This window comes from Kangiella taiwanensis (genome assembly GCF_020005165.1).
Lineage (GTDB): Bacteria > Pseudomonadota > Gammaproteobacteria > Enterobacterales > Kangiellaceae > Kangiella > Kangiella taiwanensis.
The window spans coordinates 434,169-456,887 of the sequence record NZ_JAHCLT010000003.1 but is presented as its reverse complement, the minus strand read 5'-3'; the positions used below and the strand labels follow the sequence as shown (position 1 = coordinate 456,887).

Here is a 22,719-nt window from a genome sequence, read left to right as displayed (position 1 = left end):
ATCTCTATTTAGCTAGCTTTAAAGAGCGCGGGGATGTAAAAGTTAGTTTGTTTTGGCTGATAGGGTCTATAAAGTTTAGTGTTTTTGCTAAAAGTTGCAGAGGCTGTTGATAACTATCTTCTTGTTTAGCCTGTAACTCGGGATAAAACCGATCGTTAAGAATAGGGTAACCGATTTCCATCATGTGCAAGCGTAACTGGTGGGTGCGACCAGTGACGGGACTGAGTTTAAATACAGCTTGCTGGTGATTTTGTTCGATGCATTCAATCAGGGATTCTGCAGACTGTCCTTGGGAGGGATCGTTACTGTTAGTAAACCGAAACTTGGGCTTGCCGCGAGTTAAGTAATTTTTGATATGCCACTGTTTTCCGGTAATTGAAACCGAAACTGGGGCATTAGCAATCGCTTGGTACTCTTTGTGTATTGTTTGCTGACTAAAGAGTTGGTGGTAGTCACTTCGTGTTTCTGGATTGGTAGAGAACATGACTAATCCAGCGGTATCACGATCTAAGCGATGTATGGCTTGTAATTCGTTAATGCCTGTGCGGCGTATGAGTCGCTCCTGTAAGCACTCATTGACGAAGGCTCCACCGGGCATTACGGGCAAGAAAGGTGGCTTGTGAGCGATGAGGAAATGATCATTATGTTCAATAATGATTTCATCGAAAGGAATCTGCGGTTCCTGACGGACTTCTCGGTAATAGCCTAACGTTTTATTTTGTTGGAAAGGAGTTGTCGTCGTAATGATACCTTCGCTTTCTCGCCAAAACACTTTGCCGTTGTCCATACGTTCTTTCCATACCTCTGAACTGATGTGGGGAAACTTCTCAGCCAAGAAGTCCAGAACGGTAGCGTGCCGAGAGGAGGGTGGCAGAGTGATATAGGATGGGCGGCTAGCCTGTGACATGTGATGGTTGACAGTGCGCTTTCAGGGTTAAGATTGTAACAATAATTGGGTTATATAGAGAAGTCATCACTTGGATGTTAAAGAATATTCCTATTTCTTGGTTTTAGGGGTATGATGTTTTCTGGATTACAACAGGACGATATTATGAAAAAAATTACTTATTTATTAATTGCTTGTGCAATGACTTTGCTTTTAACTGCATGTGGCGCGCCGACTATTGATGCTTCGAGCGAGCAAGCGATGCAGGAGTCTATGGAAGAGATCACTAAAGATATGACTGAGGCTGAGAAAACTGAATTTGGTATGGCTATTATGGCTGTTTCGATGAAAGTTGCTATGTCAAACATGGGTAACCCAGAAAAAGCTGAGGAAGCTGTTCAGGACGCCCTTGACGGTAAAACTGCAGAAGAAATCATTGAGATGAGTAAAGAATAATACAATTAACTCATTGATATTATTTAAGAAAGCGCCTGAGGGCGCTTTTTTTGTTTGCGTCACTCCATACCTTCTTTTGATTTAGTTGCAAATATGACTTGATTTGCAGATGATAATTGTTATCATTCGCGCCATCTTTCTGAGTTAAAGGCAGCATCATGACATATTCACTACTTTCTATCGCAGTGTTAGGAGCACTAACTGTATCCGCCCCAAACGCTTACGCAGAAGAAGCCAATGAGCCAGAAACACTTGTCGTTTCTGCAACTCGAGCGCCATTACAGCAAAGCGCCGTTCCTGCAACGGTGACCATAATAGATGGGACTGAGATTCGTCAGCAACTGTCGGTGAGTAATTCTTTATCGGATATTCTAGGTAATTTGTTGCCTTCTTATAGCCCTTCGCGACAGAAACTAACCAGTTCTGGCGAAACTTTACGCGGGCGTACACCGTTATACTTAATTGATGGTGTACCGCAGTCTAACCCTTTACGAAACGGTTCACGCTCAGGAAATACTATTGATCCAATGATGATAGAGCGCGTCGAAGTGATTCATGGAGCGAGCGCGATTCAAGGTTTGGGGGCGAGCGGTGGCATTATCAACATTATTACTAAAACGGCTAAAGCTGGCACTGAACACCAGGTAACCGCAGGGGTTGCCGCTCCAACGAGTAAGACGTCGGAAGGCCTATCTTATGATGCCGGATATTTAGTTTCTCATGGTGAGGGTAAGTGGCAGTTTGTCGCGGGCGTTCACCTGCGTGAAACCGGCATGTACGTTGATGGCAATGGAGAGTTAGTCGGTGTTGACACCACTCAGGGCGATACCATGGACTCTGATAGCCAGGATCTATTTGGTAAGGTGATCTATCAGATTAACAACGAGCAGCAGTTGCAGTTAATGGTTAATCATTATGATTTAGCGACTAATGGTGATTACGTGACCGTTACTGGCGATCGTGAAAACGGTATTCCTGCAACGTCTGTTCGCGGCGATATTGAGGGCGAGCCAGCTGAGAATGAAGTCACTACGGTCAGTTTGAACTTTAGTGACGCGGATTGGTTAGGAGCGGATTTAAAGTGGCAGCTATTCTCACAAGATTTTTCTGCGCTATATGGCGGTGGTCGTTTTGGAACTTTCCAAGATCCAGCATATGGAGCTGATCTTTATGACCAATCACGTAATGACTCAAATAAACTGGGCTCGCGACTTACTTTGAATTGGTTAGAAGTTGCTGACTCAAATATCGATATCACGACTGGTCTAGACTTTTTACGTGATCGCACTTACCAAGAGTTGGCGCAAACTGGGCGTAAGTGGGTTCCTGAAACGGATTTTGAAAACTGGGCACCTTACTTGCAAGCGAGGTTAAACGAGGGCCCTTGGAGTTTCAGCGCAGGACTACGATATGAATACGGTAAACTCATCGTTGATGACTTCACAACGTTGGCATCATACGGTAGCCAAGACGTTGAAGGTGGTGAGCCATCGTTTAATGAGTTGCTGACGAACTTTGGGCTGGTATACGAATTTACTGACGAGTGGCGTGGATTTATCAGCGTTTCCGAAGGCTTCAGTATGCCTGATGTGGGACGTGTTTTGCGTGGTATTGACCAACCAAACCAATCGGTGAATACGTTCTTGAACTTGCAGCCGGTGTTGACCGAAAACAACGAAATCGGCATCGAGTATTTAGGGCACGATCTGGCTTTGTCTGCTAGTTATTTCGAGTCTGACTCGGACCTAGGCGCTCGACTGTCACCAAATGCAGACGGCATCTTTGAGGTGAATCGCGAGAAAACTGAAATCAATGGTTTTGAACTCTCAGCAGAATATTCATTGACTCAAAGCGCGAGTATCGGTGCTTTGTATGCGGATAATGACGGTGAGTTTGATAGCGATGATAACGGTCAAGTTGATACCAAGCTTGGTGGTCGTAATATTGCACCGCGTCGCTTAAATCTGTTTTGGAGCCACAACTGGACGGGCATGGTAGATAGCCGCCTTCAGTGGAATAAATTCTTCGACCGCAAAATCTACAGTGGTGCAGAAGCGATCAATAACTTTGAAGGTTATTCAACAATAGATGCATCGCTCAACATCATGACTGATACAGTAGGAGAGTTTACGCTGGGTGTCGAAAACCTGCTTGATGAAGATTACTTCACTTACTACGCGCAAACTGCTGGTAATGACGGGCGTAACTTCAAAGGCCGTGGTCGTACGTTGCGCTTGAACTGGCGCTATGCGTTCTAACTCGGCTGTTCAGCTATAAGTAGAAGTGCCAGTGAAGAAGTTTTCAATGCTAATCCACAAATGGCTGGGCCTTGCGCTCAGCCTTTGGCTTTTATTGGTCACCATTACTGGCACCATACTTCTTTATAAAAATGATTTATTAGTTCTAACCTATCCTCAGCTGGAACAATCAAAGCAAGCCACTCAGCAAGAGGCCATCGACATTATTCAATCGGGCTTGATGTCTCCAGACTCTCGTTATGTATTTGTGCCCACGGACTTGCACCCTTGGGTTGAGGCGATTGAAGTATCAGGTGATCGCGCTTATTATTCCACCGAAGGAGAACTGCTTGTTCAGCGATCGAAGTACGGCGATTGGATCAGTTGGTTTGTTGAGTTTCACCATCATTTATTACTTGATGGTGTTGGAGAAGAACTGCAAGGAATTTTTGGATTACTGACAATATTGATTTTAATCACTGGATTGATTAAGTGGTGGCCGAAAGGGAAGTGGCAAAAGCGTGATTTAGGAATAACCTTTTCACGCCCTGGGAAAAAGCGTTGGGGGCAAACGTTATGGCAGTCTCATAGGACCCTCGGAGTGGTTTTATTGATTCCAATAGTCATACTGGTGTTCACTGGAACAGCGATGATTTATAGCCAAGCGTTTAATTCCGGTCTAAATTCCGTGTTCCCACAGCATCATCGTCAGCCTGTTGATTATGCACCGATTATTGAAAAACAAAATCAGGTTGCGCAAAACCTTCCGAGCGATTGGGCTACTCGATTGCAACAAGTATCAACTGTTCTCCCAGACCTGCGCCCAGTAATGATTTACGTTAACAGCGATAAACTACGTATGAAGCAGCCTGAGGAGTGGCATCCGAATGGTCGTAGCTATGTCAGCTTCCACCCAAACACGAGCCAAATATCTGAAATTACCAATTATCGTGATCAAACATTGGGCACTAAAATCTCACAAACATTCTATGCATTGCATATCGCTGAAGTGGGCGGTCTAATGTACTTTTCGATTGCTGTTATCAGTGGTATTGCTTTAGTTTGGGTTACAGTTAGTGGTTTCTGGTTTTGGCTGTGGTGTCGTGCTAAGCAAAAGCTTGCAAAGCAAAAGCGTCGATTAAAAAAGATTGAGAAATAGAGTTGCGACTTTATAAAAAGTAATAGTGTGATCTGGTTCAATGCAGATATGAGATTTAAATATTGAACTGTTACACGTTTTAGAAAAAAACTCACCGATATTCATTATCTGCTTCTTAGATCAAGTATGATCAGCCTGTGTTTAGTCTAGTTAAAGCTTTCAGGAAATTTAGACATGGTAAAAACAATAATTAATCACGTTGAATCGAATAACGATATCTCTTTAGTTGAAATGTTGGCCAATAAAATTTGGCATGAACATTACCTCCCCATCATTGGTCGCGAGCAAGTGACTTACATGCTCGGAAAATTTCAAAGTACTCCCGCAATAAAGCGTCAAATTCAAGATGGTGCCAATTACCATTTAGTGTACGAACAAAATCACCCAGTAGGCTATTTTTGTTATCACTATGAAAATGACTCGCTGTTTTTGAGTAAAATTTACGTTGCAAAAGAAGTTAGAGGGAAGGGTATTGGTAAGCGCGCTTTGGACTTTATTGTGGAACAGGCAAAGTTACAATCGGCCAGAGCAATTCGTTTAACCGTCAATAAATTTAACTTAGGTACGATTGCTGCGTACAAACAGCTTGGGTTTGAAACGATAGATTCGATCGTAAAAGACATTGGCGGTGGCTTTGTGATGGATGACTATGTTATGGAAAAGCCATTAACGAAAAAAGCGGTTTGATTAAACCGCTTTTTTGTTGGTAGGGCTTTATTACGGATTAATATCCTGCCGCTTGACCATCCTTGCGCGATTCTGAAGCACCTCGATAAACACCTTCTTCATGGTCTCTCATGATCGCTTGGTAACCACCAAAACCACCGTTTCCACTACGGACATCGTGACCTTTTTGCTGGAGTTCGCGGAGTACCTGAGCCGAAACTCCAGACTCTATTTCCACGTAACCACCATCGGTAAGGTATTTTTTCTGAGGTTCCGTTGGTTCAGTTGACCCCATATGCTGCCAACGTGTGGCGTCACCGGCTTCTTGAAGGTTCATTCCGTAATCAACCATGTTGACCAATATTTGTACGTGGCCTTGCGGCTGCATCGCTCCGCCCATAACGCCATAACTCATGTAAGGCTTTCCGTCTTTGGTCACGAAAGCTGGAATAATGGTATGGAAAGGGCGTTTGTTTGGCTCATAAACATTTGCATGGTCTTTATCCATGGAGAAAAGCTGCCCACGGTCTTGGAATACAAAGCCTAAGCCTGGAACTACGACGCCTGAGCCCATGCCGCGGTAATTGCTTTGAATTAACGACACCATATTACCTTCTTTATCAGCGGTAGTGAGATAGATGGTATCGCCTTCGGTTAGGTTAGGGTTACCAGCTTGAACCGTGCGTGCTGCGCGCTGCTTAATTAATTTGGCTCGCTCTTTGCCATACTCTTCTGAAATTAATGCCTCAATGGGTTGTTCAGAGAAATCCATGTCAGCATAAAATTTGGCACGATCTTCAAACGCGAGTTTTTTAGCTTCGACCATAGTGTGCAGGCTTTCGGTTGTGTTGTAACCCATGCTCGCTAAGTCAAAGTTCTTTAATATTTGCAGCATTTGCAAAGCAGCAATACCTTGTCCATTAGGCGGTAATTCCCACAAAGTGTGGCCTTTGTACTCAACGCCCAACGGCTCGACCCAGTTAGAATCATGCTCTGCTAAATCTTCGTAGCGAAGGTAGCCGCCGTTAGCTTTCATGAACTCATCAATCTTTTTGGCGATTTCACCTTGATAAAAAGCGTAGCGGCCGTTTTTAGCAAGTAGTTTATAGGTATTGGCTAGTTCGGGATTTTTAAACATTTGACCTTCGCGCGGTGCTTTACCGTCAATGGTGAATGTTTCTTTAAAGCTGCCTGGCTGTGGACTCAAGCGAGGGACACTCAGATTCCAATAATAGGCAATTAACTCAGACACAGGGAAGCCGTTCTCAGCATAGTCAATCGAGGGCTGTAGAATCTTTTCCATCGGCATCTCACCGAATTTGCTGTGCAGTTCAAACCATCCATCGACTGCACCGGGCACTGAAATTGGGAGCATGCCGTAAGGCGGTAAGTCATCACGACCGAGTTTAGTTAGCTCTTCTTGCAACTTGTCGTAAGATAGGCCTTTTGGTGAACGGCCTGAAGCGTTTAATCCGTATAGGCGTTGTGTTTTCTCGTGCCACAGAATGGCGTATAAGTCTCCGCCGATACCGCTACCTGTGGGCTCCATTAGGCCTAAGGCCGCGTTAGCACCAATCGCTGCATCAATGGCATTACCGCCATTTTTCATGATATCCAGCGCGATTTGTGTGGCTAGTGGTTGACTGGTGGCAGCCATGGCATGAGGCGCGATGACTTCGGAGCGTGTTGCGTGCATTTCACCGGTGACTCGGTCAGCTGCTTGCGCGGATGCGCTGACTATAACGGTGCTGATAAGCGCAAACTTTATCGTTTTTGTGAACATGTCTTTTATTAACATTGTGTTCCCCAAATAGTGTCTGGTGACTCGATAATAAACGCTGAGCACTGGAAGTTAAAGTGCTCGGTAGCGGAAACGTTTCAATCTTGCATTAAAACAGTGAGAACACTATCGCATACAGTTTTACGTCGCTTGCTCATAATAGGGAAAAGCAAAGGGGTGAAATGAGGGAGGTTTGCCAATGTACTTTATTACAAATCGAGCTTTTGACGATACTCAAACTGGACTCAATCAGTTAACCAAGTATCCAAATCCTAAAGGGCCGAATGAATTATCGGCGGTTAAAGTCACTGGCGAGAGTTCGCCCCGAATCGAGTTATTGGATGACCAGCTCACAGAGCAGGAAGTTGAAAGCTATAAGCAAGAATTTAATTTGCCCATCGATCCCTCTGCACCATTTTATGCGAGTTTAAAGGTAGCTTGCGAGGTCTTTCGTCAGGCGAAAGCAACCGGGAAAAGTGTGTTGCTTTATGTGCATGGTTATAACAACGATCTTGGCGATATCTATCGTTCGGCTCGTGAAATTGAGCGTTTGTATAACGTGATCGTGGTGCCTTTTACTTGGCCTGCTAATGGCGGTGGCGCTATGTCTGGTACTTTGTCGTATTTAGCTGATAAGCGTGATGCTCGAGCGTCTAATGATGCTTTGAACCGAGTAATCGATATTGTGGGGCGTTACCATCGGTTACTGGTACAGTCGACGTGGAATCGCTTGGAGAAGCAGGCGTCGAATAAACACCCCGAAAACCCGACTAAACAAAGAGAGTACTTGGCTTTATTACTGGATCGCTATTGCGATATTTCGGTGAACTTGTTTTGTCACAGCATGGGCAACTATGTTCTTAAACATGCCTTAAAAAGCACATTGGCAGAATCGCGGCAGTTGGTATTTGACAATATCGTTTTGGTGGCTGCTGACACCAACAATGAAAAGCATGAAGAGTGGGTGGATGAACTCCGCTGCCGTAAATCACTGTACATAACGATTAACGCGGATGACTTTGCTCTGTCATGGTCACGACGCAAGCCAGGCGAAGAGCAGAAAGCTCGTCTTGGACACTACCTGCGTTCGTTAAATGCTGAAAATGCGTTATACATTGACTTTACTAACAGCAAAGGCGTCAACCGAAGCCATTCATACTTTGATGGTGATACAGTTTCTCGAAATAAAACCGTCAGGCGCTTTTTTGAAAAAGCGTTTACAGCTAAGAACCTTCTGCCTTACTTAGAGTATCAGGTGCATAACAATACCTATCATCCCAAGTAAGGCTTCCGAACAGTGGATCCTCAATGCATGCGCTGCATGATCTTTATGGGAATCGTGGTTTCAGCGTGGTCACTAAGCAGTTCTAAGTCTGGATGGCGTGTGCTCATGATTTGCTTGATGTGCGACTCTTCAGCCAGAGTTAGATCAATCAACAATAAGTACTTGCCCTCATCGACCAAGTGATAGAACTCTTTTAATGCATGATTTCGAGATTGCAGGCCTATAAAACCGCCAAACCAAATACCAAATGCAGTAAAAAGGACTAACGTGGCTAGGACACCGAACCAACCATAGTAACCACCGAACGCATTGGTCGCGTAGAAAATAATTGACATGACAATAGCGCCCAGAAAACCAAATATAGCGCCTTTACTGGCCCCGTTTAGGATATCTGTTTTATACCAATTATTAGCAGCGTTAAGACCACGGCGAAGAACTCGCCCTTGTTTTTTTGCGATGACATGTAGGTGATCATCGGAAACACCTGAAACACGAAGATCCTCGTAGGTGCTCTCCAGTTCAGCCAAATGATCAGCCTTGTAGAGTAAACGTGACATACGAACCTCCTATTTGTGTAAAACACACTCTTAAATATAGCAAAGTCCCTATCAAAAATCTGTGAATTAAGGTCAACTCAATATTTCAGTGGTGGCTGAGATGAGTCACGACTGGATCGGCTTGGGGAGCATATCGCTAACAATATTTGTTTCTAAGTGATTGATTATTCGATTTTTTACCCAAAGTTTCCCGTGATTTCTATAGCGAAGCGGTGCACACTGGAAGTATAGTACTAGTCTGAAATATAAGAATGTAAACACTTAAATTAGGAGTTGGTTATTTCAATGAAGTATTTAGTTACCGCTGTTTTTTCTAGCGTGTTGGCTGTATCGGCAGGCGCACATGAACTTCCTAGCACCAGCTTAGACGCTAAACAGGCTGTTGTCATCGCAACCTCATTTTCGTTGAACGGCGACCAGATTACATCAAATTACAATAATTACAGTCAGTTTTTCGATTATAACGGTTGGTTAGATCAAAAGCGCAGTGAGCAGGGGATGCCGCCAGTAAAAGGAGATACTTGTGGTGATCAAATGGTAACGGCCAAGACTTGTGGTCAAGTCGATCATTTTTACCAAGCAGCCATGGTCGGTACTTTCACTTGTAATGCCTACGCTTCTTTACATGCTGCCAGTTACCCTAATGGTTTAACTGCGCGATTTACCGCACCAAGTAGCTTCGTTGATAATATGGAAGCGGCAGATGGTCACCATGATTACTATGATGTGTCTCAAGGCATTTCTTTTGACTGTGTTTATCCGTCAAAAACCACAACGGCAGAGCCAGCGCCAGTGGAGCATGCTGAGTTTTAAACCGATTTTCGTTGTGTCACAAAGTTCTGACTAGGGGTAGTTGCATTCATATAGAATGTATTAGGAGCTTTGTGACACCGAGCGTTGTTTGATGACTTGCATGATGTGATCAAGTTTCGCTTCCAGAGCAAGGCGTTCATCCTGCTCAACCTTACATTCGGCCAAGACGTAGTGACTGGTTTTAACCACATTACGCCAGCGCGGATTTTGTGGGATTTTGTTGATATCAATGTACTTATCCAGAGATCGTGTTCTTAAGCGCCCATCGTCAATCGACACTTTCCAAATGCCACTTTTCTCTGCAAGCTCTATACGATCTGTTTGGGTCGATTTTTCCCATAAAGCCAAGGTTTCGATTAATAGCTCCACCAGTAGCTGTCTAAAATCGAGGTTTTGTTTGCTTTCTTGTGCTACCGGCTCCTCACTCATATCGCTATCTTGCTCTGACTCAAGTAACAGCACTTTGTCTTTATGCGTTTTGATGGATTCAAGTAAACGCTGTTTTTCTTTTACTTTACGGTAAATAATAAATGCAGCTGTGAAGGCAATAATCACAAGGACTAACGAAATAATCAGTAGGGTGTTGGAGAGCGATTGGATCTTGCTACTTTGTTGTTGGCTCTTCAGTTGCTCGGCGATTAAACGGCGCTGAACACGTTCCTTTTCAATTTGCTCTTGAATGACTCGCAAGTCACTTTCGTATTTCGATGAAAGACTTTTTTCTTTGTATTGATAGGCTGTTTTTAAATGCTGAATCGCGCTTTCAAAGTGTTCGTCTTGCAAGTCTAATAAATGCAGCAAGTCGTAGGATTGCTCTAACACATGGGTATCGTCATTACTTTTAGACAAAGGAATGGACTGCTTTAATAAATAGCGAGCTTCCTCAAAGTTACCGTTGAGATAGGCTATCGCTGCTTTTATATAATCAATTTCTGCAATGTATTTACTATCACCAGTAGCATAGTGTTCGGCTTCTTGGATAAAAAGTTGTGCTTTATCGGCTTGATTCTGTTCGACATGCACCCGAGCTAAATTTTTGAGCGCCCTGACTTTATCGTTTTGGGAAAGCTTGCGAGAGAAAGTATCAATAATTCGGCGTGTGTACTCTTCGCCTCGTTCAGGTTCCCCCGTTAGACTGTAGGTGACTGCTAAATCTTCATACAGGTGCGATAGGTTCGTAAACACACGCTGGTCGAAGTCATCTGTTTCTGTGTAGGTTATGAATGCATCCAGTGCTTGCTGATAATATTGGATGGCTTGTGAATAGTTTTTGAGTTCTTTATTGAGTAACCCAAGGTTGTTTAACGTCGTGCCAATGTAGTAAAAGTTACCGATTTGCTCTTTTAGCTTCAGGCTTTCCTTGTAATACAGTAGCGCATCTTTGTAATTCTTTTGCTTGTAATAAACTAGGCCAAGATCGTTGGCGCTCTTAGCTTGTTGGGTTATGTTTTCTGATAATGCAGCTATCTCGTATGCTGTTTGTAAGTAGTCAGTGGCTTGCGGGTACAAGTTCTGGTGTAAGAAGTCCAAACCCATAGACCGGTTCCAACGGTAGCGAACTTCTTGATTAAGGACAAATGCTTCGCTTTGCTTTACCTGCTGCAAATACTGACGGCTTTGTTCTTGTTCGCCTTGCAGTGCGTATAGATCGGCTGTTTCTAGCATGACTAAAGCCCGTGTGATTTTAGCTTTTTCATCGTTTAGGCTGCCGATTTGGTCATGTAACGTTTCACATCGCTCTATGGCAAGCTCATTCGAAAGGTTCTCGCTGGCTCGAATGCATTGCTCATATGGCTCCATGATTAAATCATCAGCAAGCAGGGCAGATGTCGTCATAAGGAGTGAGCTCAGGAGTAGGGCGGGCTTGAGCATAGTTTAAAGTTGCTTAGTGTTGGTTGGTTAGATTCTAGTGATTGCATAATAGCACAGAGATTACATTAGCATCTTCTAAATGTAAGGCCTATCTCGGCGTGTAATCTAGTACCAAGCATTATCAGAAGTCTCTTAATAAATTCTATTAGCTGATAAATTATTTATATAAAGTAAACGCTTTATTAAAAAGGGGTGACGGATTATGATTCTTATTATTGAATAATAATTCTTATTGCTAGGACGTCGTATGACAAAACAAAAAGCCATGTGGGTACTCGCCAGCGTGATGCTGTTATCGGTTTTAGGAACGGCAGGGATTGCGTTACCTTACCCTGTTCTAGCACCTTACTTCCTTGATTCGCCGCCCAATGATTTAACTCACTTCATGGGGATTCACCCGAAAATATTACTGGGCTTTTCGTTGGCTTTTTATCCTCTAGGGTTGTTGATTGGCAATATTTTTGTTGGCGCTCTGTCGGACAGTTACGGACGCCGGAAGCTATTACTGATCACCTTATTCGGCAGTGTGGTGGGTTACTTGTTAACAGCGGTGGCTGTCATTTATGAATCGTTTATTGGTTTTACATTGGCGCGGCTCTTAACCGGTGTTTGTGAAGGCAACATGTCGATTGCGCGGGCTATCGCGGCTGAGCTGCACCCACATATCGAACGAACTAAAGCGATTTCGATGTCGTATGCTGCGAATTATGCAGGGTGGTTGATTGGTCCTGTGGTCGGTGGCTTCCTAGTCATATATGGGGTTTCAGCAGTATTTCTTATCGCTGCTCTCGGTATTGGGGTTGCCTTTGTATTGGTCTTTTTCACCATTGAGCGACGGGAACTCAGCAACGATACGAGTGAACTACACTTTTGGACTATTATTCGCCGTAATAACTCACTAACCTTGTTGAAAAACAAAAACATTTTGCCAATCTTCTGGTTTTATTTTCTTTATTCAATGGGGCTGAACGCCTTTTATGACTTTTATCCTGTGTGGTTTGTGGATTATCTGGATGCGGATAGCCAAACCATCGCTTGGGCCACGGTGGCCTTGACCGCTTGTATGATTATTGTCAGTAGCTTTGTGGTCGACAAACTGAATTCGCGGTTCGGTGAAGTGAGATTGATGATTGTTGGTGGTAGTTTACTGTGTGTGGCTTTGGTCGTTCAGCCGTTTATTGGCACAGCTCAAGTGTACTTAGTCTTCGGCATGATTGGAGTATTTATTGCCATAGCGAACGGTATGGTGCCGACGTATTTATCGAAATACTTCGGTCATTTAGGTCAAGGCAAGGTGATGGGACTTCAAACGTCAACTTTCTGTGTCACCAACGTGATTATTGCGAGCGCCGGAGGCCCCTTAAGTATCCTCAGTTCTCGCTGGGTCATATTAACAGGTGCGGCCTTGGTACTGGCGTCGATTGTGGTGATGTTCGTTACGCGCCAACAGCAAAAATTCATGATGGATAACCACGAGCGAGAGCAGCAAGACATTAAAAATTCGGAGGTGGTCAATGCCTAAAGTGCATGATAAGACTTCTTCGCAGAGCAATAAAGAGCGCATTCTTTATTTGCTGAAAACCCGTGGAGAACTGACTGCCACGGTGCTATCCCAATTATTGAACATGACCATGATGGGTGCGCGCCAGCTGTTGCAAGACTTGGAAGCACAGCAATTGGTGAGCTCTGAAAAACGAGCTGAAGGGCGAGGGCGGCCAAAGTTATTTTGGCGCTTGAGCGATAAAGGGCATGGTCGCTTCCCTGATCGCCACTCGGACTTAACCTTAAGTCTTATATCTGGCATATCAGAGGCGTTAGGGCCAGAAGCCATGGAGAAACTGATTGCTATACGCGAAGAGCAGTCGCTACAACTCTATTTGGACAGAGTGACGCCACAGCCTGACCTGCGAGCCAAAGTCTTTGAGTTAGCAGCCATTCGTAGCGAAGAAGGGTATATGGCGGATGTTGAAGTTGTTGATGATGGCTTCTTGCTGATTGAAAACCATTGTCCTATTTGTGCTGCAGCCCAGGTGTGCCAAGGTTTTTGTCGCTCAGAGCTGAGTATTTTCAAGCAGTGCCTTGTTGCCGAGGTTGAGCGCGTGGAGTATCTGTTAGACGGTGCAAGACGCTGTGCTTATAAAATCACGCCTTAAAACATAGGATTCGTCCTGAGCTTGTTTTTGTTGAACTTTGTTACATTTTTCCTTTTTCTAAGTTTGGCTGTTCCTTGCCTATTGCGGGTAGACCACGTATAAAAGATCAGTTGCAAGTATTAATACTAGAACGATAGGTACTTTTATATGAAAAAATTAACTCTTGGGGCAGCTATTGTGTCGGCTTTATTGGCCGCTGGCTGTGGTGATGACTCAGCGAAGAAAGCTGATGTTACAGAAGCAAAAGCTGCGCAAATGGATAAAGTTGATGCGTCATCTTCCGACGCGAAAGCAGCTGATACGAACAAAGACTCGGCTACCACGGGCAGTAACCCATTCTTCGAAGAGTGGGACACACCTTATGGCATGCCTCCTTTCGACAAAATTAAAGATGAGCACTTTGCTCCTGCGTTTGAGAAAGCGATTGCAGAAGCACGTAGTGACGTCGAAGCGATCGCTAATAACCCAGAAGCGCCAACTTTTGAGAATACGATTGAAGCGATGGAGTACAGCGGCAAGCTAATGACCAAAGTCGCTAACGTTTTCTTCAACTTAACGTCGGCAAATACCAATCCAGAGTTACAGAAAATTCAAAAAGACGTTGGTCCTAAGTTATCTGCATTAAGCGACGATATCAGCTTGAATCCAGCGTTATTTAAGCGTGTTGAAACGATTTATAACCAACGCGAAGAGCTAGGCCTTCGCGAAGATCAGATGCGTTTGTTGGAAGAAAACTACAAATCATTTGTTCGAGGTGGTGCTAAGTTAAATGATGAAGAAAAGCAGCTGCTACGTGATTTAAACAAAGAAATGACAGAGCTAGCGTTAGCGTTTTCTGAAAACGTACTGGCTGAAACCAATAACTGGGAGTTGGTTATTGATAATGAGGACGATTTAGCCGGTTTATCACAAGGTTTGATCGACGCTGCAGCGGATACGGCCGAAAAGCGTGGTCATGAAGGCAAATGGGTCTTCACGACGCATCGTCCAAGCAAAACACCATTCTTGATGTACTCAGAGAAGCCTGAGCTGCGTGAGAAGATGTACTATGCCTACACGCACCGTGGCGATAATGATAATGAGCACGATAATAAGATGCATGCGGCAAAATTAGCACAGCTTCGTGCGAAAAAAGCGCAATTATTGGGCTACGACACTCACGCAGATTTTGTTTTAGAAGAGCGTACGGCTCAAAACGCTGAGAATGTCTATAACTTGTTAAATCAAGTATGGCCGGCAGCGTTAGAGCAGGCGAAAGCTGAGCGTGCTTTGATGCAAGAGCAAATCGAGAAAGAAGGCAAAGACTTTAAACTTAAAGCTTCTGACTGGCGTTATTATGCGGAAAAGGTTCGCAACGAAAAGTACGCGTTAGATGAAGCGGCAGTTAAGCCATACTTCTCTTTAGAGAGCACATTACAAGGTGTTTTCTATACGGCTCAAAAGCTATTTGGTATGAACTTCAAAGAGCGTTTTGACTTACCGAAATACCATGACGACGTGCGCACGTTTGAAGTGACGGATAACGATGGTGAGTTAATCGGTATCTATATTTCTGACTTCTACGTTCGTGATGGTAAACGTGGCGGTGCTTGGATGAACTCGTACCGTAAGCAGTTTGTGACGCAAGACGGTGAATTTGTTAAGCCGATCATTGTTAACGTTTTGAACTATCCACGTCCTGTGGGCGATGAGCCAACATTATTAACGTTTGATCAAGCCAGCACCTTATTCCATGAGTTTGGTCATGCGGCACATGGTCTTCTGTCTGACGGCGTCTATCCATCGCAAACGGGTACATCGGTACCTCGTGACTTTGTTGAGTTCCCATCTCAGGTCCTTGAGAACTGGATGTTAGAACCAGAAGTGTTGGCACAATTCGCTAAACACTACAAAACTGGTGAGGTGATTCCTCAAGAGTTAATTAATAAGATTCAAGCGGCTTCGAAGTTTAACCAAGGCTTTGCAACGACTGAATACATGGCTGCAGCTTTGTTGGATATGGCATGGCACACGTTAGATGGTAAAGACGTTAAAGATGCTGATGCGTTTGAAAAAGCCACGTTGGACGAACTTGGACTTATTCCTGAGATTGCGCCACGTTACCGCACAACTTACTTTAACCACATCTTCTCAAGTGCGAGTGGTGGTTATTCAGCGGGTTATTACAGCTACATCTGGTCTGAAATCTTTGCAGCAGACGCCTATCAAGCATTCCGTGAGAACGGCATCTTTGATAAGGAAACGGCGGATAAGTATGTTGAATTCATCTTATCGAAAGGTGGTACACAAGATCCGTTAGAGTTGTACAAAAAGTTCCGTGGTAAAGAGGCTGATCCTAAGTATTTAATGATTAGCCGTGGCTTGATCGACGCTGATAAAGAGTAAATCAAGCTTTATAAGCCCAATAATACTATTTTCAAAGTATTTTAAGCCGCCTCAGGGCGGCTTTTTTGTATGCTTTTATGCATTAGTTTCTTTAAAAGTAACGGGTATTATTTACCAGATCACGTTAATTCGTGACCTACCTCAAACTTTTTATCAGGATATAATCTCAGATTTGCATTTTATTAGTTTTACTTATCCGAAAGGTTAAAAAATATCCTATGAAAATGTCTTAAAACTGTCATCTAAAGTGCCTATAATTCTCTCCGTGGCAAACACTTACGGTCTTAATCTTAAAGGAGATGGTTATGAGCGAGTACATCGAGAGTGCATTAGTAGCTGTAATTGCGATTGTTGTCGTATCAGCACTAGTCATTACTTTGTTCTAGTAGATATCCCAAATATCGTTTCATTAGGTATTTTACCCGAATACCCCTAGAAACCCGAACGTTTTCCCATCATAACGTTCGGGTTTTTTATTGGTTTCCTGTTGTTCCCTTAGTTACCATCAAAAGTTACAATCACACTCATCTTCATTAACCCCGTGATACTGTGTCTGATTCTCAGGAACCACAGATCGTTCTAAAGCCTGCTTTGTCGATCAATGAACTCCAACCAAACGATTGGACACGGTTATTGTCGCAACAGCCCGCTTTTCATCGGGATAACCCTTTTGTCCAATACGAATTCCTAAAAGTTCTTGAAGATACGGGATCAGTATCGTCAGAGTCAGGTTGGCAGCCGTGCCATCTCGCTTTTTACCAAAGTGACCAGTTGGTCGCCGCATTACCGAATTATATTAAAATGCACTCTTATGGTGAGTATGTCTTTGACTGGGCGTGGGCCGACGCTTACCAGCGTAATGGATTGGATTACTACCCTAAAGCATTGACTGCAGTTCCAATGACGCCAATCACTGGACCGCGACTGTTAACGTCATTGCCCGCATCTTACAGCTCATCTTTAATGGGTGCCGTAATCCAGTGGATTGAACAAAACCATTTTAGTAGTTGGCACCTTAATTTTCTGACACCAGAAGCTGCCGAGAGCCTTTCTCAAGGAGACTTGCTGCGTCGCCGCGACATTCAGTTTCATTGGCATAACGATAATTACCAAAATTTTGATGATTTCTTGGCGGTGCTGAAGGCGAAAAAGCGAAAAAACATACGACGCGAGCGCAAACCCTTTCAGGATGCGGACTGGTCGTTTGAGTGGTTGGATGGTCATACTGCCAGCGTGGACGATTGGGAGGCGTTTTATCGCATGTACCGTAACACGTTCGATAAGAAGGGCGGATGGGCACAGCTATCCGATAGCTTTTTTCAGTCGGTGGCTAAGGCTATGCCCAATCAAACGCTACTGCTCCTAGCTAAGCGCCAAGGTAAACCGGTGGCTGGAGCATTCTATATGCGTTCAAATAGAGGGCTTTATGGGCGTTATTGGGGATGTTTTGAAGACGTGGAGTTCTTGCACTTTGAAACCTGTTATTACCAAGGGATTGATTATGCCATTAAGCAGGGTTTAGAGCTTTTTGAGCCGGGTGCACAAGGAGAGCATAAGTTAGCACGAGGATTTACTCCGACCTTCACTCACTCGCTGCATCACGTTACACACCCTAATTTTCGCCAAGCGATTAGGCATGCCATTGAAGAGGAACATGCCTGGCTTGATATACGCTTGGCAGAGTATCTTGAACACTCCGCCTACACAGAAAGCTAGCTCATAAATTTTACTAGGATTGCGTTCCAAGGCGTTATAGACTGTTAAATATCAGTGTCTTAGAGAGTAATAGGAGCCGCTCATGAAGTATCAATTGGATATCATTATCAATAAGCCGGTGGATGAGGTGATTCAACTATTTGATAATCCAGATAATCTCAAGAAATGGCAGCCTGAACTGGTATCGTTTGAGCATATCAGTGGTGAAGAAGGGCAGCCTGGCGCCAAGTCTAAGCTCGTGTATTTGATGGGTAAGCGTGAGTGTGAAATGATTGAAACCATTGAAACGCGACAGTTGCCCCAGGAGTTTACTGGGACCTATGAAACCAAAGGTGTGTTCAATCGTATTGAAAACCGATTTAAACCCGTTGGTGCAGATCAAACACACTGGACGACGCACAACGAATTTAAATTTACCAGCTTGGGCATGAAACTGATGGGCTTCTTTATGAAAAAAGCCTTTCCAAAGCAAACCATGCAGTTCATGCAGCAATTTAAAGACTTCGCTGAAAAAGAATAATCCAACATATAAACGAGTTTATGAAAACATTAAGCAAAATCTTTTTGCAGGGGCTTTTTGCTGTCCTGCCTATCGTACTCACTATTGCCATTATCGTATGGTTAGTATCAACGCTTGAAACCTACCTGAGCAAACTGTTACTGCTGGTTATGCCTGCCAGCATGTATTGGCCTGGGTTGGGGTTAATTTTAGGCATCGCACTGATATTTGGCTTGGGTTTATTAATCAAGTTTTATTTAGGTCAGTTGATCATTCGTGGCTTAAATAAGTTAATGGAGCGGATCCCTGTCGTCAGCGCGGTATATAGCGCGTTCAATGATATGGTGCGTTTCTTATCGCCCTCAGAGAAGGAAGAGCTACAAAAAGCGGTATTGGTTGAGGTGCAAGAAGGGGCTGAAGTGATTGGTTTTGTCACCAGTGAGGACGTTTCGTTAGGGGAGCGCTCTGAATTGATCGCGGTGTATATTCCGATGAGTTACCAAATTGGTGGTTTTACGCTATTTATGCCGAAAGACAAGGTCAAGGAGTTGGATATGGCGCCAAGTGAGGCCATGAAAAAAGTGCTGACTGCGTCTATGGGTAGCGAAAAGAAATTAACGCCTGATGAAGTGTGAATAAAACTTATCAGTACCTGAAGGGCCTGCTGTGATTTGAGAACACCGGGCCTTTTCTGTAGAATGCGCGCCTTATCTGACCCCGTTCTGGGGTAATTCACCTGCTCGGTAAGAACAATGATTGATTTGATAGTGAATAAGACGGCGAGTCTGAAAAATGACTTACTGTCGGGTCTGACTGTGGCGCTGGCGTTGGTACCTGAGGCCGTGGCGTTTGCGTTTGTGGCAGATGTTGAGCCTTTAGTGGGGCTGTATGCAGCCTTCATGGTGGGATTGATTACCGCCATCTTTGGTGGTCGCCCTGGCATGATTTCTGGTGCGACTGGAGCTTTGGCTGTGGTCATGGTCGCTCTGGTGGCTGACCATGGCGTTGAGTATCTGTTTGCGACAGTGGTCTTGATGGGTATTTTACAGATGCTGGCGGGCTGGGCTAAGTTAGGTAAGCTCATTCGTATGGTGCCGCATCCAGTGATGTTAGGCTTTGTCAACGGTTTAGCTATCGTCATCTTCCTCGCGCAGCTAAAACAGTTTGGTGTCAGTGACGAAAATGCACCGAGCTGGCTAGACGGTACTTTTCTGGAAGGTTCCAGTATTGATGTTGCATGGTTGCAAGGCACTGAGATGTACATGATGCTAGGCCTAGTGTTACTGACTATGGCCATTATTTATGTCATGCCAAAGCTGACCAAGGCTATTCCTGCGTCACTAGCAGCTATTTTGGTGGTGTCTGCAATCGTACTGGGCTTTGATATGCCGACCAAAACGGTGGGGGATATCGCGAGCATTGGTGGTGGCTTCCCTGAATTCCACATTCCTTCGGTTCCGCTAACCCTTGAAACGTTGAAAATTATTTTGCCTTACGCTGTGGTGTTAGCCGCGATCGGCTTGATTGAGTCTTTGTTAACTCTTCGCCTAATCGATGAAATCACAGAAACGCGTGGTCAGGGTAATAAAGAATGTTTTGCTCAAGGCTTAGCAAACACGGCGACAGGTTTCTTCGGCGGCATGGGTGGTTGTGCCATGATCGGTCAGAGTTTGATTAACGTGAACTCTGGTGGTCGCGGGCGTACTTCAGGTATTGCCGCAGCGCTATTCTTGTTGGCCTTTATTTTGTTTGCGTCTCAGTGGATTGAGCAGATCCCTGTGGCAGCCTTGATAGGTGTGATGTTTATCGTCGTAATCGGCACCTTCGAATGGGCGAGCTTCCGTATTATGCGTAAAGTTCCGCGCCACGATGCGTTTGTGTTGGTGGTGGTATCGGTCGTTACGGTCGTTACAGACCTTGCGATGGCGGTGTTTGTCGGTGTTATCTTATCAGCATTGGTGTTTGCATGGACCAGCGCCAAACGTGTTCGAGTGCGCCGTACGGAAAAAGACGGCAAGGCTTTCTACACAGTACGTGGGCCTCTGTTTTTCGGTTCGACCACACACTTTGCAGAACAGTTTTCCGCGCGTACTGATTTAGACGAAGTGTATATCGACTTTGCGGAATCACGTGTATGGGACCACTCAGGTGTTGAAGTGATTGACTCGCTGGCTATGCGGTATGAAAAAGCGGGTAAAAAACTACACCTATTACACTTGAGCCCTGACTGTATTAAGCTACTAAAAAGAGCGGGCAACTTAGTTGAGAAAAACTCTGCTGAAGACCCTCGCTATTTCGTAGCTGACGACGAGCTAGGTGGTTAATTCATAGTGACTGAAGACAATAGCATGACCCAAGAAAACCCTTTTGAGGCATTGACGCCAGACTTCATTCTGGATGCTGTGGAATCGAGAGGGTTTTATTCTGATGGCCGTGCTATTGCTCTTAATAGTTACGAAAATCGTGTTTTACAGATTGGTATCGAAGACACGACACCTCTGATCGCAAAATTTTATCGGCCGAATCGTTGGAGCAAAGCACAAATCCTTGAAGAGCATGATTTTTGCTTTGAATTGGTTGAGCAGGAATTGCCTGTAGTTGCGCCAATGATTACCAAAGGCGAGAGTCTGTTTGAATATAACGGCTACTACTGCGCATTATTTGAACGCAAGGGTGGCCATGCGCCTGAACTTGATAACCTCGATAGCTTATTTACCCTAGGCCGGTTTTTAGGCCGAATTCATAAAGTTGGGCAGGCGAAAGATTATACCGAGCGTCCGAGCCTTACTCCCCAAGCGTTTGGTCACGATTCCATTGATTACATTATTGAGCACGCGCTTCCTGATGAGGTTCGAATGCCTTATGAATCCTTGGCTCGTGACTTAATGAAGTTGGTCGATGAGTTATGGCAAAGAGCTGGTCAGCAGCAATATATTCGAGTTCACGGTGACTGCCACGTAGGCAACATCTTATGGCGAGACGATAACCCTCATTTTGTTGATTTGGATGACTCGCGCATGGCGCCAGCGGTTCAGGATATATGGATGTTGCTATCCGGTGAGCGTGAGCAGCAACAAAAGCAACTGCTTGAAATTATTGAAGGTTATCAAGAGTTTTGTGACTTTAATGTCGCAGAGTTGCAGCTGGTCGAGTGCTTACGTACATTGCGCATGATTTACCATAGCGCATGGTTGGCGCGGCGCTGGCATGACCCAGCGTTTAAACATGCCTTCCCGTACTTTGGCTCGGTACAATATTGGCAGGAGCAAATTCTTGATCTGCGCATGCAGTTCGCAGAGTTACAGGAACCCGCCATTACATTGCCCATGTATTAGCCAATATCTTGCGTGCTGTATAACAAAACACGTTCCCGTTTAGTGTAAATTCAGTTTTCTCGTGCTAGTCTTAGTGCATGAAAACAAAGCACTTCAGTTCTCTCACTCATTATTTCTTTCTAGCGATAGTAGCGCTTTTAGTCGCTAGTTGTGCTAGTACTCCACGAAAATCATCACACCCAAGCAACGAGACTGAAGCGGCTCAGAAGCGTACTTATCAAGGCTCCGATAAAGGCTTGGCGATTGCCGATATTGCGCAGTCGATGGTTGGCGTGCCTTATCAGTATGGTGGTAGTAACCCTAATGAAGGCTTTGACTGCAGTGGCTTAGTCTATTATTCCCACACAAAAGTCGGCGAGCAGGTTCCTCGGGTTTCTTATGCCCAGCTTGCAGCGTCTGATGAAGTTGATCTGGAGGACCTAAAGCCTGGTGATCTGCTATTTTATCGTATCAATGGTAAGCCTTCTCATGTTGGAATTTACATTGGTCATGGGCAATTTGTTCATGCGCCTTCAAGTGGCAAAAAAGTTCGAGTTAGTTCGGTTGAAAATGTATACTTCAAACCTCGCTTGATTAGAGCGGGGCGTTTATACACTAACAACTAAAGGCCTTATGACTGAGACCAACCAAGAGCAGCAGACGTGGCATTTATACATTCTGCGTTGTAAAGATGGTACTTTGTATACCGGCATTACGAATGACCTAACTCGTCGATTTGAAGAGCACCAATCCAATAGCCCCAAGTGCGCAAAATACTTGCGTGGTCGTCAACCGCTAACCATGATTTATCATACCGACTTCAAAAATAAGTCTTTGGCGCTAAAAGCCGAACTTAAAGTGAAAAAGCTCACCGCGAGCCAGAAAAAGTTATTAGCATCCGGTCAGCTGGTGATTAATGAAATTGCAGATACTCACTAGGA

Annotated in this window: 20 protein-coding genes; 16 read left to right on the top strand and 4 right to left on the bottom strand. The window is 44.4% G+C overall.

All coding sequences use genetic code 11. The features are described from left to right. Positions 1-4: 4 nt before the first annotated feature. On the bottom strand, positions 5-907 hold the full coding sequence (locus KFK88_RS11260; protein WP_223579722.1) for a pseudouridine synthase: 903 nt from the start codon (positions 905-907) through the stop codon (positions 5-7). Between the two features lie 144 nt (positions 908-1,051). Between KFK88_RS11260 and KFK88_RS11255 the strand changes: the two genes are divergently transcribed. The 4 genes from KFK88_RS11255 to KFK88_RS11240 all read left to right on the top strand — a co-directional run bounded on the left by KFK88_RS11255 (position 1,052) and on the right by KFK88_RS11240 (position 5,425). Continuing rightward, positions 1,052-1,342 carry a DUF6694 family lipoprotein gene (locus KFK88_RS11255; RefSeq protein WP_223579720.1) on the top strand — a complete coding sequence of 97 codons (291 nt, stop codon included), beginning with the start codon at positions 1,052-1,054 and terminating at the stop codon, positions 1,340-1,342. A 158-nt stretch (positions 1,343-1,500) separates the two neighbouring features. After that, a complete protein-coding gene (locus KFK88_RS11250; RefSeq protein WP_223579719.1) occupies positions 1,501-3,600 on the top strand; it encodes a TonB-dependent receptor in 2,100 nt (699 codons plus the stop codon). A 46-nt stretch (positions 3,601-3,646) separates the two neighbouring features. Then, entirely contained in the window at positions 3,647-4,738 is a 1,092-nt protein-coding gene (locus KFK88_RS11245; protein WP_223579718.1) for a PepSY-associated TM helix domain-containing protein, read from the top strand. 174 nt (positions 4,739-4,912) lie between these two features. After that, positions 4,913-5,425, top strand: a complete 513-nt coding sequence (locus KFK88_RS11240) for a GNAT family N-acetyltransferase (protein WP_223579716.1) — start codon at positions 4,913-4,915, stop codon at positions 5,423-5,425. A gap of 37 nt (positions 5,426-5,462) precedes the next feature. Here the strand turns inward: KFK88_RS11240 and ggt are convergent, their stop codons facing one another. Then, positions 5,463-7,187, bottom strand: a complete 1,725-nt coding sequence (ggt, locus tag KFK88_RS11235) for a gamma-glutamyltransferase (RefSeq protein ID WP_345252510.1) — start codon at positions 7,185-7,187, stop codon at positions 5,463-5,465. Positions 7,188-7,383: 196 nt separating this feature from the next. Between ggt and KFK88_RS11230 the strand changes: the two genes are divergently transcribed. Beyond that, entirely contained in the window at positions 7,384-8,469 is a 1,086-nt protein-coding gene (locus KFK88_RS11230; protein WP_223579712.1) for an alpha/beta hydrolase, read from the top strand. Between the two features lie 20 nt (positions 8,470-8,489). Here the strand turns inward: KFK88_RS11230 and KFK88_RS11225 are convergent, their stop codons facing one another. Then, positions 8,490-9,026 carry a hypothetical protein gene (locus tag KFK88_RS11225; protein WP_223579710.1) on the bottom strand — a complete coding sequence of 179 codons (537 nt, stop codon included), beginning with the start codon at positions 9,024-9,026 and terminating at the stop codon, positions 8,490-8,492. A gap of 285 nt (positions 9,027-9,311) precedes the next feature. Between KFK88_RS11225 and KFK88_RS11220 the strand changes: the two genes are divergently transcribed. Continuing rightward, positions 9,312-9,839 carry a hypothetical protein gene (locus KFK88_RS11220; protein WP_223579708.1) on the top strand — a complete coding sequence of 176 codons (528 nt, stop codon included), beginning with the start codon at positions 9,312-9,314 and terminating at the stop codon, positions 9,837-9,839. A gap of 60 nt (positions 9,840-9,899) precedes the next feature. Here KFK88_RS11220 and KFK88_RS11215 read toward each other — a convergent pair whose 3' ends face one another. Then, positions 9,900-11,675, bottom strand: coding sequence for a tetratricopeptide repeat protein (locus KFK88_RS11215; RefSeq protein WP_223579706.1), 1,776 nt, complete (start codon positions 11,673-11,675; stop codon positions 9,900-9,902). Positions 11,676-11,958: 283 nt separating this feature from the next. On the opposite strand from KFK88_RS11215, the gene KFK88_RS11210 reads away from it, so the two are divergent. The 10 genes from KFK88_RS11210 (at position 11,959) to KFK88_RS11165 (ending at position 22,717) form a co-directional block, all read left to right on the top strand. Further along, positions 11,959-13,233 carry an MFS transporter gene (locus KFK88_RS11210; protein ID WP_223579704.1) on the top strand — a complete coding sequence of 425 codons (1,275 nt, stop codon included), beginning with the start codon at positions 11,959-11,961 and terminating at the stop codon, positions 13,231-13,233. After that, complete coding sequence (locus KFK88_RS11205; RefSeq protein ID WP_223579703.1) at positions 13,226-13,864, top strand: helix-turn-helix transcriptional regulator; 639 nt, start codon at positions 13,226-13,228, stop codon at positions 13,862-13,864. Before KFK88_RS11210 ends, KFK88_RS11205 begins: the two co-directional genes overlap by 8 nt. Positions 13,865-14,011: 147 nt before the next feature. Then, the gene (locus tag KFK88_RS11200; RefSeq protein ID WP_223579702.1) at positions 14,012-16,249 is read left to right on the top strand and encodes a M3 family metallopeptidase; all 2,238 of its coding nucleotides are present in this window, start codon (positions 14,012-14,014) and stop codon (positions 16,247-16,249) included. A 549-nt stretch (positions 16,250-16,798) separates the two neighbouring features. Then, the gene (locus KFK88_RS11195) at positions 16,799-17,965 is read left to right on the top strand and encodes a GNAT family N-acetyltransferase (RefSeq protein ID WP_223579701.1); all 1,167 of its coding nucleotides are present in this window, start codon (positions 16,799-16,801) and stop codon (positions 17,963-17,965) included. 82 nt (positions 17,966-18,047) lie between these two features. Continuing rightward, on the top strand, positions 18,048-18,485 hold the full coding sequence (locus KFK88_RS11190) for an SRPBCC family protein (RefSeq protein WP_223579700.1): 438 nt from the start codon (positions 18,048-18,050) through the stop codon (positions 18,483-18,485). Positions 18,486-18,505: 20 nt separating this feature from the next. Further along, positions 18,506-19,099, top strand: coding sequence for a DUF502 domain-containing protein (locus tag KFK88_RS11185; protein WP_223579699.1), 594 nt, complete (start codon positions 18,506-18,508; stop codon positions 19,097-19,099). Between the two features lie 117 nt (positions 19,100-19,216). After that, positions 19,217-20,788 carry a SulP family inorganic anion transporter gene (locus KFK88_RS11180; protein ID WP_223579698.1) on the top strand — a complete coding sequence of 524 codons (1,572 nt, stop codon included), beginning with the start codon at positions 19,217-19,219 and terminating at the stop codon, positions 20,786-20,788. Positions 20,789-20,812: 24 nt separating this feature from the next. Continuing rightward, positions 20,813-21,799 (top strand): serine/threonine protein kinase, encoded by a 987-nt coding sequence (locus KFK88_RS11175; RefSeq protein WP_223579982.1) that lies wholly within the window; start codon positions 20,813-20,815, stop codon positions 21,797-21,799. A gap of 77 nt (positions 21,800-21,876) precedes the next feature. Next, positions 21,877-22,404: a C40 family peptidase gene (locus tag KFK88_RS11170; RefSeq protein ID WP_223579697.1), complete on the top strand. Its 528-nt coding sequence runs from the start codon at positions 21,877-21,879 to the stop codon at positions 22,402-22,404. A 7-nt stretch (positions 22,405-22,411) separates the two neighbouring features. Then, entirely contained in the window at positions 22,412-22,717 is a 306-nt protein-coding gene (locus tag KFK88_RS11165; RefSeq protein WP_223579693.1) for a GIY-YIG nuclease family protein, read from the top strand. Positions 22,718-22,719: the final 2 nt, after the last annotated feature.

Bases quoted from the DNA above. Each gene is read 5' to 3' on its own strand.
- KFK88_RS11260 (WP_223579722.1), bottom strand. From the start codon at position 907: ATGTCACAGGCTAGCCGCCCATCCTATATCACTCTGCCACCCTCCTCT.
- KFK88_RS11255 (WP_223579720.1), top strand. From the start codon at position 1,052: ATGAAAAAAATTACTTATTTATTAATTGCTTGTGCAATGACTTTGCTT.
- KFK88_RS11250 (WP_223579719.1), top strand. From the start codon at position 1,501: ATGACATATTCACTACTTTCTATCGCAGTGTTAGGAGCACTAACTGTA.
- KFK88_RS11245 (WP_223579718.1), top strand. From the start codon at position 3,647: ATGCTAATCCACAAATGGCTGGGCCTTGCGCTCAGCCTTTGGCTTTTA.
- KFK88_RS11240 (WP_223579716.1), top strand. From the start codon at position 4,913: ATGGTAAAAACAATAATTAATCACGTTGAATCGAATAACGATATCTCT.
- ggt (WP_345252510.1), bottom strand. From the start codon at position 7,187: ATGTTCACAAAAACGATAAAGTTTGCGCTTATCAGCACCGTTATAGTC.
- KFK88_RS11230 (WP_223579712.1), top strand. From the start codon at position 7,384: ATGTACTTTATTACAAATCGAGCTTTTGACGATACTCAAACTGGACTC.
- KFK88_RS11225 (WP_223579710.1), bottom strand. From the start codon at position 9,026: ATGTCACGTTTACTCTACAAGGCTGATCATTTGGCTGAACTGGAGAGC.
- KFK88_RS11220 (WP_223579708.1), top strand. From the start codon at position 9,312: ATGAAGTATTTAGTTACCGCTGTTTTTTCTAGCGTGTTGGCTGTATCG.
- KFK88_RS11215 (WP_223579706.1), bottom strand. From the start codon at position 11,675: ATGACGACATCTGCCCTGCTTGCTGATGATTTAATCATGGAGCCATAT.
- KFK88_RS11210 (WP_223579704.1), top strand. From the start codon at position 11,959: ATGACAAAACAAAAAGCCATGTGGGTACTCGCCAGCGTGATGCTGTTA.
- KFK88_RS11205 (WP_223579703.1), top strand. From the start codon at position 13,226: ATGCCTAAAGTGCATGATAAGACTTCTTCGCAGAGCAATAAAGAGCGC.
- KFK88_RS11200 (WP_223579702.1), top strand. From the start codon at position 14,012: ATGAAAAAATTAACTCTTGGGGCAGCTATTGTGTCGGCTTTATTGGCC.
- KFK88_RS11190 (WP_223579700.1), top strand. From the start codon at position 18,048: ATGAAGTATCAATTGGATATCATTATCAATAAGCCGGTGGATGAGGTG.
- KFK88_RS11185 (WP_223579699.1), top strand. From the start codon at position 18,506: ATGAAAACATTAAGCAAAATCTTTTTGCAGGGGCTTTTTGCTGTCCTG.
- KFK88_RS11180 (WP_223579698.1), top strand. From the start codon at position 19,217: ATGATTGATTTGATAGTGAATAAGACGGCGAGTCTGAAAAATGACTTA.
- KFK88_RS11175 (WP_223579982.1), top strand. From the start codon at position 20,813: ATGACCCAAGAAAACCCTTTTGAGGCATTGACGCCAGACTTCATTCTG.
- KFK88_RS11170 (WP_223579697.1), top strand. From the start codon at position 21,877: ATGAAAACAAAGCACTTCAGTTCTCTCACTCATTATTTCTTTCTAGCG.
- KFK88_RS11165 (WP_223579693.1), top strand. From the start codon at position 22,412: ATGACTGAGACCAACCAAGAGCAGCAGACGTGGCATTTATACATTCTG.